The organism is Corynebacterium aquatimens (assembly GCF_030408395.1).
Classification (GTDB): Bacteria; Actinomycetota; Actinomycetes; order Mycobacteriales; family Mycobacteriaceae; genus Corynebacterium; species Corynebacterium aquatimens.
Genome location: NZ_CP046980.1, coordinates 1932570 through 1947322 on the forward strand (window position 1 = coordinate 1932570; position 14753 = coordinate 1947322).

The window sequence follows — 14753 nt, forward strand, 5'->3', positions numbered from 1 at the left end:
ATCACCCGACTCGCTCACTGCCAATGGTGCCAAAGCGCACAAAACATTGTCATCCTGGGCAAATCCTCCGTCGGTAAGACCTACCTCGCCCAAGCGCTGCTCACCGCGGCGTGCCGAAACGACTACTCCGCACGCTTCTTCCGCACCGACACACTTGCCAACCACCTCGCCGTGCTCAAACACGACGACCCGGCCCGCATCACATTCCTCGAAGACCTCCACCACACAGACGTGTTAGTCCTCGATGATTTCCTGACCACCCCGATCGATGCCGCTACCGCACACCAACTGCTCAATATCCTCGCAGAGCGCGAACCCCGCGGATCCACCATCGTGACATCCCAGTTCACACCCGACGAGTGGTACAAATCCATCCCGGATGCCGTCATCGCCGAATCCATTCTCAACCGACTCGTCGCCGGCGCCGAAATCATCACACTCGAAGGCACCAACATGCGACTGACCCCATAACCCCACCGAAACCCCAAGACGCCCGGGAGTTACTCGAAACTCACCCGGGCGTTACCCGATACTCACCACACCGTTACTAAACACGTGGTCTAAACACATGCTTTCAGCGATGATGAAAGCATGCGTGTCGATTCGGGGTAGTTGGTACCGCGAGTCCGCGTAGTTGGTACCGGTGTTCCACGTACTCGGTACTGCAAGGGGTTTTCTTTCATAGTTGATGTTGGCGACACCACAATCCGGTGGTGTCGCGTCAACATCTACTTGGAAGGAGCCGGTCCTTGTGGCCAACTTCAAACAGATCATCGCGATGTGCCTTGACGGTGCAAGCTATGCGCAGATCACACACGCATTGGGATGTTCACGGCGAGAAGTATCCCGCGCAAAGAAAGTCATCGCTGATGAGGCACTAACGCCAGAGCGTTTCCGCCAACTCCCACCGGGATGGTTCGATGAACGATTCAGCGACGGCCGGAGTAAGCGGACGATGTCCTACGACCAGCCTGATTTTCAAGCCCTTGCACGCAAGCTCCAAAGCAAAAAGCACGTGACCAGGCATAAGCTGTGGATGGACTACTTGTCGCAGCCGTGTCCGACGGACAAGACAAAGTACCAGTACTCCCAGTTTTGCAGTGGGCTCAATGAATTTCTCCGTGCTCATGATCTTGTCGAAGTCGTCACCCATGAGCCGGGGCAAGAGCTTTACGTCGACTGGGCTGGCGACAAAGTGCCGGTGGTGGATCAGGCCAGTGGTGATACCGCATTCAAGGCGTCACTGTTTATCGCGGTATGCCCGTACTCAGGACTGATGTACGTCACTGCTGCTGCGAATGAGAAGATGCCGGCTTGGATTGAGTGCCACGTCAAAGCGTTGAACTATCTTGGCAAATTACCGGCGGTCATCGTGCCGGATAATGCCTCTACGGCGACCTACCGGCCGAGGAAGCATTCAGGCTACCGGATGGTCACTGACCGCTACGCAGCGTTTGCCGACTATTACGGGGTCACGATTGTGCCGACAAGACCTGGCAGGCCACGCGACAAAGCGGCAGTAGAACGTGCTGTGAAAATCGCCTACGCCAAAATACTCGGGTATTTCAGCGACGAGGTCTTCTACAATCTCGATGAACTCAATGAGGCAATCGCTGACCGGCTTGCCGATATCAACAGCGCAATGACACGGGCTGATGGCACAACACGGCGCATGCGCTTTGAGCAAGAAGAAGCATCAGTGATGCGCGATCTGCCGCCGACACCGTTTACGGAAGTGTCATACAAGCGGCTCAAAGTCGACCGTAATTGGCACATCACCTGTGACTACCAGTACTACTCTGTGCCATTTCAGCTGGTAGGAGAGGCAGTGACGGTCAGGCTCACCCCGCAACTGGTGAGCATCTTCAACGGCGATCAACTAGTTGCTGAACACACACGCCTTCACGGATTCAAATACCGGTACTCCACTGATCCCAACCATGGGCCAAGCAGCGATGACGAAGGCCACAAGGCGCTCACCCGCGACGAACTCTTGGCTTGGGCCTCGTCGTTCGGTTCTGCAACGCACACAGTCATAGCGATGATCCTCGATCGTAATAGTGCCGCCGTCCCCCGCGGACTTCTCCAAGCTCGCAACGTGCTGGCCAACCTGGGCAAAAAGCACAGCAAAACCACCCTCGAGCCGGCGTGCCAGCAGGTCTTAGAAAAGAAGCTGGCTCCAACTATGGCTGTGATCAAGCGCATCCAGACTGACATTGCGCACGCTCAGCAGCACCCTGCTGCACCAGGGCGAAGGACACAGCCCGCGACGAAGAACCAACAACGCCCAGGCGCCCCGCTTACCAGCGACGCAGCTGACGCCGTCTTCATCCGGCCTGCTGACCACTACGAAAACTAGAAGGAGCGTGAACCATGAGCAACATCAATGACGAAACAGTACGGGCAAAAATGCGAAAGCTTCGCGTATCGACCTTCGCTGATGTCTTCTACGAGATTGTCAACGACGAGGCCTACGCGGATGCGCTACCAGAGGACATCTTCCTCGCAGCAGTCGAAGAGGCCTACACACAGCGGCAACAACGCAACATCGCCAAAGCCATCACCCAGGCACAATTCCGATACCCGGACGCGAGCCTTGCTGAAGTCACCCGAGCAGAACAACGCGGCATCAACATGCGCCAACTGAAACGAATCGCGGCGACCAACTGGCGGGAAAATCCGACCAACATTCACATCCTCGCGCCGACCGGAACAGGGAAAACATACATAGTCTGCGCCATCGGCGTCGCCGCATGTCAAGCCGGATACTCCGTGGCCTACTACCGGCTAGACCAACTCGTAGACATGTTGGCGGTCTTCTCACCGACTGACCAGAACTACCTCGATAAGATGCGGAAACTGATCAATGTCGATGTCCTTATCATCGACGATTTTATGACCATGAGCATCAACCAGCGCGGGCAAGAAGACCTGAGCAAGATCATATTCGACCGCGACGGTCGGCTCCCAACACTGATCTCCTCCCAATCGGCCGCCGCCTACTGGGTCGAAGCCCTCCCCGACAGAGTCGGAGCCGATTCACTCGTTAGCCGCCTCAACAACGGCCACCGAATCCGCATCGGAGACTTCGACATGCGCAAGGCCACCACCCCAATAGAACCGGACGAATAAAGCAAACAGCCGGGCCGACTCCGTCGGCCCGGCCCCCGGTACCAACTACCCGGAACCCGGCAGTACCGGGTCTCCGGAACACCGGTACCAAAAACCCGCATCTGACAGCATGCGTATTTCCCACGAAGCGATCTACAGTGCCTTATACATTCAAGGCAAAGGCAGCCTGCGAGCCGAGCTTGAAGAAGTCATGAAGACTAAAGACGTACTTATCCGCGGCGGCTCAACACGCAAGCGTCGTGCCCGAAACGCTGGCGTGTTAACCGGTCGCCCTTGGATCAAAGGTGCTGAGATCACCCACCGCAGCCCGGAAGCTGATGACAGGGCTATTCCCGGGCACTGGGAGGGCGACCTTGTTATTGGTAAAGGTGGCAAAAGCGCGCTGATTACCCTAGTAGAGCGCACCAGCCGTTACACCCTGCTTGGACACCTTCCCGATGAGCACAGTTCACACACCGTGGTCGCAACCCTGCAGGACATGGTCAAAGACCTCAACACCGAGCAGCTAAAGACCATCACATGGGACCAAGGCGCAGAAATGGCTGTCACAGCACAAGTCCAGATTAAAGACGGCTGCCAGGTGTTTTTCTGTGAACCGCACTCACCGTGGCAGAGACCAACCAACGAGAACACCAACGGCGAGATCAGGCGCAGGTTCTACAAAAAGGGCACCGACTTTGCCACCGTCATACCCGAACATGTCGCGTGGGTGCAAAATGAGCTCAACGAAACACCCCGACAAATCCTCGGCGGCGCAACCCCACGTGAAATACTTAACGAACTATTCAAGCGTGGCGCATCCACCGCTTGATTCCGCCCCCTACATTTTAATCTGGTACGGGGATTAGCTCGAAGCGGCCTACAACTATGGCAAATTAACAAGGCAATTTCACTTGTTTGACTAGCTATTAAAGGCAAGGCTGTTTTTCTCTCGGAAGGTCCAAAGTACGTTTCCCAAAAAGTTAACAGGCGTAGCCACGGCAATAGAGATTATTTGGGCCCAATACTTCGGATTCCTCAACCCCGAGGTTTCGTTCAAAATGCTGGTTGGTAGTTGCATAAAAGTTGGTCGAGTCAACATGGAAAAGACCGTAATTTGGACAAGACATGCGACTAGGCCAATGATGAAGAACTTTACGCTTCCAGCTACTGGCCGAGTATGAGACTCTTTAAAAGTGGTAGCCCTGTTTAGAAAAAAATTGAAAGCGTTGGCCACTATAAAAGCAATTGATATAGATAGGTGGTCCAAACGGAAGTTTATTCTTTCTGCAGGGAAGTTGAGAAGAACTGAATCTCCGGAAGCACCTAGTGCTTGGTAAAACTTAGAAAGTCCGACAAACACTGCGAGGTTCACAATAGTTCCCAAGCCGCCTATCAAGCTGAACTGGAGAAACCTTCCGAGATTAGATTTTTTAAGCAAAATACCTACTTGACGTTTATCGCTGTCTTATTTCGTAGGCGATGGTAATACCGGAAAGATGAAATAAAAATTCATCCTATTTCATCTTTCCAGCGTAGGTCACTCGGAGTTGCTTGTTGTTAGTAGCGGTGCTTGAAGTACCATTTTCCGTCTGCACCCTTATAGCAGGGTTTCGTGACCATGGCCTGGGTTGTAGGATGCGCATAACGAAGCATGCATGTGAACTCGTTTCGGTAAGGTCCCATGGTGGTATCAGCGTTAGCAACACTCGGAACACCAACAGCAACAGCAACAGCAGCAAGACCGGCAATCGATAGCCGTTTAACTCTTTTCACCTTTTACTCCAAACAAAATAGATAGCATTACTGCTTGGATGTTATCGGGCTCTTCGTGATTGGGAGTGCGTTGGTCGTTTCTTGGGGTGCTGGGGTGTTGCACAAGATGTGGGGGTCCTTGCTGGGTTAAGGATTTAGGTGTTCAAGCCAATCCACAACCCAACAAGGACCCTGGTATGCAGCCTAGTTCCAACATCGTCGCCGACACCATTTGCCGCACCGCGGAGCTTGGGTTGGCGATCACCAATGCCGCGCACAACGACGAGTGCACCGTTATCGACTGTGAAACGCTCGACCCGATCAATGCCTGCCCGTCGTGTCAGCAACCGGGCTTGTTGCGCGATCACACCTACCGGCAACTGGTGGATCTGCCGGTGGTCGGGTTTCCCACCCGGCTGCGGGTGCGGGTGCCGCGGTATCTATGCAGCAACGATTCCTGCGCCCAGCAGATTTTCCGGGCTTCGCTTTCCTGCGCTGATGACCGCTCGAAGGTCACCCACCGGGTGGTGCGCTGGATCCTGCAGCGCTTAGCGATCGACCGGATGAGCGTTGCCGCCACCGCCAAAGCACTCGGGATTAGCTGGCAGCTGACATGCGATCTCGCATTGTCCATGGCCAGAGCCCTCGTCGCCGACCCCGACCACTTGGCCGGGGTGCGCGTCATCGGGGTTGACGAGCACAAGTGGGCCCACAACCGCAAGGCTGCCGGCGGCGGGTTCGTCACCGTGATCGTGGACATGACTTACCAGCACACCGGCCAACCGGCCAGGTTGCTTGATGTCATCCCGGGCAGAAGCGCCGAAGTGCTCACCCGCTGGATCAACCAACGTCCGAAAATCTTCCGCGACCAGGTGGAGGTGATCACCATGGACGGGTTTCAGGGTTACGCCACCGCAGCCGATGAAGCCCTGCCTCAGGCCAGGCGGGTGATGGACCCGTTTCACGTGGTGCGTCTTGCCGGCGACAAAGTCACCGCGTGTCGGCAGCGGCTGCAGCGTGAAACCTACGGCAGGCGCGGCAGAACCAACGACCCGTTATATAAAAACCGCCGCACCATGCTCACCCGCATCGATTTTTTAACCGGTGAGCAGCAGCACCGCCTGGATGTGTTGTTCAACTACGACGACGACTACGCCGTGCTGCAAGAAACGTGGCTGGTGTACCAGGAGATCATCGACTGCTACGAAGACCCGAACAAGACCCGCGCGAAAACGAAGATGCGCCGGTTGATCAACCGGCTGCGCGGGCTACGACAAGCCGGGCTTGATGAACTCGCCCAACTCGGTCGTACCCTGCACAAACGCCGCGCCGACATCCTCGCGTTCTTCGACATCGGCGCCTCCAACGGCCCGGTCGAAGCCATCAACGGCCGCCTCGAGCACCTCCGCGGCATCGCCCTCGGATTCCGCAACATCAACCACTACATCTTGCGGTGCCTAATCCACTCCGGAGGCCTCCAACCCAAGATCAACGCACTCTAAAACACGAAGAGCCTGTTATCAGTAAATGGTTGTGTTTTGTCAAGTTGTAGTAGGCCATTTCGGCTCGGTTTTTTAGGCCAGGTCTGCACGGTTTTGGGCCGTGTGAGCGTTGCTGGGGTTTTGGAGGTTATTTCATGAGGGCGTTTGCCATGCGGTAGGACTGGCCGGTGAAGGTGATCATGCGGCCGTGGTGGACGATGCGGTCGATTGCGGCGGCTGCCATGTCGTCGTTTCCGAAGACTTGGCCCCATTGGGAAAATGCAAGGTTGGTGGTGTTGATCAGGCTGCGTTGTTCGTATGCGTCGGCGATTGCTTGGAAGAGAAGTCTTGCCCCGTCGGTGTCGATGGGGATGTAGCCAAGTTCGTCGATGACGAGAAGTTCGTTTTTGCCCAGGGATGCGAGCTCTTTGTCGAGCTTGCCTGCGTGTTTCGCGTTTCGTAGATGGTCGACGAGTCCTGCGGCGGTGAAGAACCTTGCTGGGATGCCTTGAAGGCAGGCTTGGGTGACCAGTGCGATAGCGAGGTGTGTTTTCCCGGTTCCGACATCGCCGTAGAAGACGAGGTCTTCACACCCGTTGAGGAAGTCGAGTGTGGTGAGGTGTTCGCGGGTGATGTCGGCGGGCAGGGCGACCGGGGACCAGTCGTAGCTGTCGAGGGTTTTGCGTACCGGGACACGCGCGCGGTGCATCAGGCGGCGGGCTCGGGATGCGGCCCTGGAAGAAAGCTCCGCTTCGAAGAGCTCAATGAGGATGTCGCACTGGCGTGGGGTGGCATGGTCTGCGCACTCGCGTAACACGGCGGTGGTGAGGTAGAGCTGGCGTCCAAGTACGACAACGCGATCTTTGTTGTTGGTGGTATCGGTGCTCACTTTGAGGTCGCCTCCGCATGCTGTGAGGTGGTGGTTGTGGTGGCAAGGAGCTGGTCGTAGGTGGTGAGGTTCGCTCGCGCTTGTTGTGTTGGTGGTGGGGCGCTGTAGCGTGCGGCGATACCCAGATGAGGCCCGGTTGGTTGGGCGTTGGTTTCTAATAGTGCGGCGGCTGCGGTGACGGTGGCGTCGAATCCGCATTCTGTGGCGGTGGTTTCGGCGTGGGTGAAAAACTCCCGGCGTGTAGCAGTATCCGCCCCGTCGAGGTAGCCCACGACAGCGTCCGGCATGTGATGGCGAAGCGGTGAGTTCGTCCACGCCCCGGGTTTCTTCGCTAACCCAGGCAGCAAACTCATCGGGTTGATCACCGTCGATTCTGCGGTGCCGAAGACTCTCGGCAGCGCGATGATGCGTTTGGTGTCGTCGTCTAAAACGGTGACGGTGTCGTGGGACAACTCCAGCGTGACTTGCCTGTTCGCCCAGGCAGGCCCGACCAGGTAGCGGTTGCCGTCTAGGGTGACAACGCCGGTTTTGTCGGTGCGGCGCACTTCGAAACGCACCGGGTTAAACCGCACCGACGGACATGCTTTCAGCGCCTGCTGATCCTGTTTGAACAGTTCAGCGACCGTGGCTGCCTTCTTGTAGTGCGTGTGGGTAGCAAACGCGGCGCACCCGGACTCCAAGATGGTGTTCAACTCCGCCAGGGAGGCTACTTCCGGCACAGGCACAAGCAGGTTTCGGCGGATGAACCCAACCGCGTTTTCCACATTGCCTTTCTCATGGCCCGAGTACGGATTGCAGTACCGCGCCTTCGTCCTATAGTGCGCTTTGAACGCGGCGAAAAGCTCCGATTCCACCACTTTCGGGCCGACACGGCGCCCAACAGCGGTCGCGTTATCGAAGACCATCTCAGTCGGCACCCCGCCGGCAGCGTCGATGACATCTAAAAGCCCGGTAATGACGCACTCAGCGGTTTCGCCGGCAAAGGCCCTGCAAAACCGCATATTTGAATACGGAAACGTCACCACCAGAAGGTGCACAACCCGCGCGGCTGACGCCATGATGACTTCTGCCTGGCCGAAATCGACCTGGATGACCCCCGGTGACCATTCCAACTCCATAAACCCATCCCCCGGAGCCTGGTGGTCCTGTTTCCACTGCTTTACGTAGCGCTGCACCGGTGAATACGAGCCCGTATACCCATGCTCGTTGGTAAGCCGGTCGCAAATGCGTTGCGCAGTGTGGCGTTGCTTGCGTGGCATGCGCTGGTCTTGCTCAAGCCACTGATCAACAACCGCGCACAACGCCTCACCCAGCACGATTGAGCCTGGTTTGCGTGTCGTCACCGGCGCGGTCGGGCTGAAATCGTCCTGGTTGACGTACTTATCGACCGTAGCGCGCGATACCGAGACCGCCTTCGCGATCGCTCGTCTAGACATTCCCTCGTCATCGAGCTGTCTGATAGTTTCGATCGTGGTCATGCTGATCGTCATCTACTTTCTGGTCCCTTCCTAAAAAACCCAAGTCCCGGACCTCGCGGCCAAACGAAGATGGGACATCTCTCAGGAACAGAAACCTACTGGGGTGGTTAATCGGCATGGCCCTTTCCCTTTCCAAAAAAGGGGCCACACCAGTCACAGCCACATGGGCAAGTGGCCTAATTTTCCGCGCTGAAACGGACCAAAACAGGCCGCCGAAACGGACTACTTCCCAAGCCGAACTGGACCACCTACATCAGACCAGACACAACCGATTCTGAGTGTCCAACCCTGGGCGCTGGCCACGTGCTCGACCGGTCAGCGAAGCGTATCGCGCATTTGCCTCCCGAGTCGACGCGATCACATGATGTGAACCGACCCGTACACATAGCGGTTCATTACAACGATGGTCCGCTACAACATCAGAATTCGATATATCAGTGCCGGAAAGCATCAGCGCGAAACGATGCGCTGACACCGAATACTGCCGACCATCAACACGAAAATTAATCCGACCATAGCCATCAGGCGAAGAAATCGCTCCCGTGAAAATCCAACATCCATCAGGAGACGGACTTTTCACTACCTTTCTCCAAAACGACTCAACGACACGATTAGGAATTGTTGCTGGCAGCCGAGTCATTGGCATCCGGCTCCTCGCCTGCACCCCCATCAGAGTTGGACTCCTCTACCTCAGTATCGTCGTCTGCCTCATCATCGCTGTCCGGTTTCTGCTCAGTTTCCGCTTTGCGGGCGTGCGGTGAACCAACGAGATCAAGCGCCTCATTAATCCGGCGCATGGGAACAGTGAAGTCCTTCGCCAGCTTTCCCTTTTTCTCTCCCTCGCCCAGCAACTTATCAAGCGCCAGCCCAAATGACTCAAGCGCGTCGTCCAACGCTTCTAACGCGATGAATGCGTCAGTACGCGCTGACCGCATACGGGCAAGACGGTCGGCTTCTTCCTTTTGAAGCTCGCGCGCACGACGGCGGGCTTGTGCTCTTCTGTCTTTAGTCACCATGCCCAAAGAAAAACACCGCGCAGAAACAAAGTTAAGACGCTACCCCCACAACAAGCGCTAACACTCACTAATTTCCATCTGGACGGTGTATATCAACGGAGGATGTGGCCAGTCCTATGCTGTTTCTGAACTGCTCAGGTTCAGCATAAACCGGTAGAAGACAAGCGTCGAAAAACTTCGCTCCATCAAGTACCGCGCCCCGAAAATCAACCTCGCTAAGGAATGCGCCTTCAAAGTCTGCATCAATTAGGTTCGCATTCCTCATGTTAGACCACGCCAGCATTGCTCCTCGGAAGGAGCATCCCTGGCACTGGGAGCCTTCAAAATCAGCGGCGGATAAATCATAGTTTGAGAAATCTTTACCCCTCAGGTCTTTTCCTCGTAATTCTCGACGAGAGGATTCAGACATTTCTCTGTACATCGAGCACCTACTTCAGCTGAGGAGAATTGATTACCCAGTCAGGACAGCGTCCCTCTACCCATGGGCAGTATGTTGTTACAACACCATATGGTCGCCCATCGGTGACCTTGTTGAATCCGACTACTGCCAGAACATCCCGAGTCTCCAGTTTGCGGCATTTCCTGGTCGGCCCCCATCCCTCACATCGAATATGATCCATCGGCAATCGGTATTCGACTCTATCTCCGCCGTTAAAGGTTTCAATCTTGGGAGCATACTGGGTAACTACTCGCGGCGCATTAGCACTAAGCCCGTGTTTTGACTGAATCTTTGACCGAGCACGTTCACGCATCACTACTCGTCGGCCATTCTTGTCGTCCCACTCTCCGACAATCCGATAGCCGTCTCCCCCGCCTGACATAAAGGCTGTTTTAGCACCACGTAGAAGTAATTCCGAACTTAACGAATCTTCTGAGACCGGCAGTCCTTCAATGCTTCCAAAATCCGTTACCTCCGAAGATGCCTCAGCGATCGGAGCATGAACCATCATTGCGCCGAATGCGACCAAAGCAATGATGCCTAGTCTTTTCCTCATTTGAGCACTTTCTCTCGTGTACTAACTTCGAAGATCTGTGCTTAAGCATATCCGCCAAGTCACTATCAGTACATGCCTTACCGTTCTTGTGGTGTTTTTCACATTGCTCCTAAAGAGCAACACACCTCTTGCAGATGTACATCTGCCACTTCTTAGGGGCTGACCAGCGCGAACGCTCAAGGGTGAAAAATAGCTTAAGTTCGTCATCGTTCAGACCCCAAAAGTAGGTCTTAACTTCTGCAATTTTTCTTCCTAGCGTCACGCTCATGATGTCGATTCGAGTGGTCAACGCAGGAGATGGGTACGCCTATCTCCTACGCAACGTTGCCACTGCCGACGTTGACACAGAGACAAAAACCAAACTCGGTGACTACTACCAAGCCACCGGTACTCCCCCTGGCCGCTGGTACGGGCGCGGACTCACCGGCCTCGACTCCACTGCCATTACAGCAGGCACAACTGTCACCCAGGAGCACATGGCTGCACTCTACGGCGAGGGGCTTCACCCCGAGGCCGATTCCCGTATCGCCAACGGCGCGTCCATTGCTGACGTACAACTCGGTCGCGCCTACCCGTTCTACTCCGGCGGCCATCAGGTACTCAAAGAGCTATCGACCATGGAGAAACAGTTCCGTTACCACGCTGGGCGCAGGCCCACCGAGCAGGAACGAAACACCATCGCGGTCGATGTCGCACGCAAGCACTACAGCGACGAAACCGGCTACTCGAATGCGACGCCAAAGGAGATTCTGGCGTGGGTCAACGAGAAGAAAAACTCCGTTCGCCAGGCTACTGCTGGCTTCGACCTGACGTTTTCACCAGCGAAGTCTATCTCTGTGCTGTGGGCACTCGGCGACGAGGAGACGCGGAAAACCATTGAGGCCGTTCACAATGAGTGCGTCTCTGCTTGCCTGGATTGGCTCGATGAGACAGCACTGCGTACCCGCTGTGAGGTCAATGGAGTCAAGAAGTTAACGCGCACGCGCGGCCTCATTGCCGCACAGTTTGTCCATTACGACACCCGTAGCGGTGATCCGGATCTTCACACGCACTGCCTGGTTTCAAACAAAGTCCAAGGCCCCGACGGAAAGTGGCGGAGCATTGAAGGAATGTCGTTGATGAAGTCTGCCGTTGCCGCATCCACCCACTACAACGCACTCATGATGCAGCGACTAGGAGATGAACTCGACCTCGCGTTTACTAACTATGAGACCGACCCTGCCAAACAACCCGTGTGGGAAATCGCAGGCATTGATCCCAAGATGATTGCTCATTTCTCCAAACGACGCGCTGGCGCGCGTCCACGATATGAGCAACTTCGAGAAGCCTACCGGCAGACACACGGGCGGACACCGGGACTGCGCGCGAGCCGAAAGCTCTGGCAACAAGCCGTGTTGGATACTCGACCGAGCAAGGACACAGCGCAATCACTGGAATCCTTGCGTCAAACATGGCAGGCCGAAGCCCGACAGTTCTTCGGCAACTCGGCTACCGACGCGGTGGAAAAAATGTCTCTCACGCACCTGATGCCCGAGCAATTGCACCGGCGGTTGACTCCGACGGGTGGGGTGATTTTGTTACTGAACAGGCGGAATCAGCGATTGCTCTTGCAGTATCGCGGCGCTCCGAATTCCGACGCCACCACCTCCACACTGCTGTGGAGCAGGAACTTTCTTCCTGGATTTTCCCCTCCCAGCGCGAACGCGCCCTCGCCACCGCACACGTCATGGACAGAGCTTTAGAGTCTGCTGTACGCCTGACCCCACAGCCGTCCTACCGTATTCCCGGTCGACTGCTTACCGAAGATGGTGAACTATTTGACCGCAGCGCCGACCAGGTTGTCTACACCAGCGCCGACATACTTGCGGCGGAAAACACTGTCCTGGACTCGGCTGTCGAGCCAACAGCTCACGTTGTCACCAACGCCGAGATTGACCGTGCTCTGGCACGCCACCAGCAAGCTAAAGGGTTTGCACTCAATGCTGGGCAGGAAGCGCTGACGCGGCACCTGCTGTCTGCCGGAATGCAAACGGTCGCCGGTGTTGGCCCCGCCGGCACCGGTAAGACGGCCTCGATGGCCGTTGTCGCCGACACGTGGAGAAACTCAGGTAAACAGGTTTTCGCGCTCGCCCCGTCGGCGGTCGCTGCCAAGACTCTCGGCGGAGACATCAACGAAACTGGCCATACGTTGGCGTCACTGACCTACCGCTGGCGCGGGAGGATTGGTTCAAGCCCGAAGAATGTGGACGCAATCCAGCGTGCGATTGGTAAGACTATTCGACCTGGCGACATGCTGCTCGTTGATGAAGCGGGCATGGCAAGCACAGATGATTTGGCCGCCATTGTCGAAATCGCGGAGGAAACAGGCGCAGTCGTGCGTATGGTCGGTGACCCCTACCAGCTTGACGCGGTGGAAACCGGTGGCCTGTTCCGTACCGTATGTAAGCGCACTTCTGCCGTCGAGCTTGACCAGGTGATGCGGCAGGGTGACGATACCGCCCAGGCTCATGCTGGCCTGAAAACCCGTCGAGGCGATGCGTCTGGACTCGATGAGTACGACCGGCGTGGCTGGATTAGCGGCGGTACACGTTCCGACATGGTCTCTGGTGCCGTGGATGCGTGGTTGGCAGATTTTGACCGTGGACGCTCCACGCTTCTCGTCGCGTCCACCAACGCGGTGGTCGATGATGCCAACACTCGCATTCAGCGCGAACTTATCGACCGTGGCAAGGTGCAAGCCTCCGCCGGTTGGTTAGCTCGTCTTTTGCGTAAAAACCCGCCACAAGCGCAGCTTGGAGATCATCACACCGCCTATGTTGGTGACACTATTCTGACCCGCCGTAACCAGGTCATGCGGCAGCCTGACGGCAGCGAACACAAGATTCTCAACGGCCAGAAATGGCAGATTGACCGCATTGGGAAAGACGGCTCAATCACCGCCATTAACACTGAAAATGGTCGCGGGATTGTTCTCGATGCCGACTATGTACGCCAGCATTGCCAGCTGGGGTATGCCTCCACGATCCACCGCGCCCAAGGTGTCACGGTCGATACCACTCACGCAGTGGTGGACTCGACTACTGATAGACGCGGACTTTACGTGGCCTTAACCCGAGGACGAGCAGAAAACCACGTTTGGGCAATCACAGATACCAGCATCGATGAAGCCGAAGAAGAAGCACACCTCCACATGGACGGTGATGCTCAAGCGCCGACCGCTCGCGATGTTCTGACACGCGCCGTCCATCGCGACCACGGCCACGTTGCAGCCACCGACATCGCCGAGAATCTTGCAAATCAAGACTCCGACCCACAACGCCAGCGTCAGTTGTATCGCACCGCAGTGCAGGCCCTCGCTGCTGATTACGCAGCAAGTGCCACCGAGCACCTCCTTGACGAACTGCCCATCAACGCCGCCAATCGCATTGACCAGCAGGCAGTCTCTCGCATTCGCACCGCGGCGGGGCGTGCCGCATTACGCGGTGTCGATCTCCGCGACCGTCTCGCACAGGTGTGTCGATACGACGCTACCGAACGTGATCTCGGCGCGGTTATCGCTTCCCGGATTGACCAGCTTCACTCCCCTGGTTCACCGCTAAAGGACACGCATATCCCACCGATGACCCCAACGACCGACATGCAACTACACGCGTTTGCCGTCGAGTTATCCACACAGCTCGAAAACGTCACTGTGACAGAAACGCCCGAAAGGAAAGTGCAGGAAAACAATGATTCTAAACACTCTCGTGAGCAGTTGCGTGAAATGTTCCGCGCCCGCGTGCGCACAGCCGCACAGGAAGCAGCAGCACAGGGACCCGCCCGTCGAGCCGCCGCCCATGAGCACACCAACCAATCCACCATCCCGCAAATCGAGTATGAGACTTCACAGGATAGCGACTTCGAACTTTAACGTCGAAAAAATCGAGCACCCTCAGAAAACCGTTGAAAATTACCTATAACTATTATAACCTCAAGAAGGAGCGATAGTATGGCTCGCAGGAACGTGCCTAGCAACGACCAGTTGTCAC

At 56.2% G+C, this 14753-nt stretch carries 11 protein-coding genes and 1 pseudogene; 7 read left to right on the forward strand and 5 right to left on the reverse strand.

The genetic code is table 11. The features are described 5' to 3' along the window. From CAQUA_RS08765 to CAQUA_RS08780, 4 genes and pseudogenes are all read left to right on the forward strand, one after another. The gene (locus CAQUA_RS08765) at nt 1-471 is read left to right on the forward strand and encodes an ATP-binding protein (RefSeq protein WP_435383925.1); all 471 of its coding nucleotides are present in this window, start codon (nt 1-3) and stop codon (nt 469-471) included. Between the two features lie 280 nt (nt 472-751). Continuing rightward, nucleotides 752-2359, forward strand: a complete 1608-nt coding sequence (gene istA / locus CAQUA_RS08770; protein ID WP_196824033.1) for an IS21 family transposase — start codon at nt 752-754, stop codon at nt 2357-2359. A 14-nt stretch (nt 2360-2373) separates the two neighbouring features. Beyond that, complete coding sequence (locus tag CAQUA_RS08775) at nt 2374-3132, forward strand: ATP-binding protein (protein ID WP_070839886.1); 759 nt, start codon at nt 2374-2376, stop codon at nt 3130-3132. Nucleotides 3133-3235: 103 nt separating this feature from the next. Then, nucleotides 3236-3943: pseudogene (locus CAQUA_RS08780) on the forward strand (IS30-like element IS1513 family transposase); the annotation flags it as partial. Between the two features lie 90 nt (nt 3944-4033). On the opposite strand, the gene CAQUA_RS11230 reads toward CAQUA_RS08780, so the two are convergent. Then, entirely contained in the window at nt 4034-4486 is a 453-nt protein-coding gene (locus CAQUA_RS11230; RefSeq protein ID WP_196825459.1) for a GtrA family protein, read from the reverse strand. 577 nt (nt 4487-5063) lie between these two features. Here CAQUA_RS11230 and CAQUA_RS08785 point away from each other — a divergent pair. Continuing rightward, a complete protein-coding gene (locus CAQUA_RS08785; protein WP_196823808.1) occupies nt 5064-6368 on the forward strand; it encodes an ISL3 family transposase in 1305 nt (434 codons plus the stop codon). A 127-nt stretch (nt 6369-6495) separates the two neighbouring features. Here the strand turns inward: CAQUA_RS08785 and istB are convergent, their stop codons facing one another. The 4 genes from istB to CAQUA_RS08805 all read right to left on the reverse strand — a co-directional run bounded on the left by istB (nt 6496) and on the right by CAQUA_RS08805 (nt 10151). After that, nucleotides 6496-7236 (reverse strand): IS21-like element helper ATPase IstB, encoded by a 741-nt coding sequence (gene istB / locus CAQUA_RS08790; protein WP_331273463.1) that lies wholly within the window; start codon nt 7234-7236, stop codon nt 6496-6498. Further along, on the reverse strand, nt 7233-8714 hold the full coding sequence (istA, locus tag CAQUA_RS08795; protein WP_231375610.1) for an IS21 family transposase: 1482 nt from the start codon (nt 8712-8714) through the stop codon (nt 7233-7235). Before istA (CAQUA_RS08795) ends, istB begins: the two co-directional genes overlap by 4 nt. A 611-nt stretch (nt 8715-9325) precedes the next feature. Beyond that, the gene (locus tag CAQUA_RS08800) at nt 9326-9730 is read right to left on the reverse strand and encodes a hypothetical protein (protein WP_196825457.1); all 405 of its coding nucleotides are present in this window, start codon (nt 9728-9730) and stop codon (nt 9326-9328) included. A gap of 67 nt (nt 9731-9797) precedes the next feature. Then, on the reverse strand, nt 9798-10151 hold the full coding sequence (locus CAQUA_RS08805) for a pentapeptide repeat-containing protein (RefSeq protein WP_082313300.1): 354 nt from the start codon (nt 10149-10151) through the stop codon (nt 9798-9800). Nucleotides 10152-10991: 840 nt separating this feature from the next. On the opposite strand from CAQUA_RS08805, the gene mobF reads away from it, so the two are divergent. Next, nucleotides 10992-12467, forward strand: a complete 1476-nt coding sequence (gene mobF / locus CAQUA_RS08810; protein ID WP_196825456.1) for a MobF family relaxase — start codon at nt 10992-10994, stop codon at nt 12465-12467. Continuing rightward, entirely contained in the window at nt 12452-14635 is a 2184-nt protein-coding gene (locus CAQUA_RS08815; RefSeq protein ID WP_196825455.1) for an ATP-dependent DNA helicase, read from the forward strand. The genes mobF and CAQUA_RS08815 overlap by 16 nt, the downstream gene beginning before the upstream one ends. Nucleotides 14636-14753 lie beyond the last annotated feature (118 nt).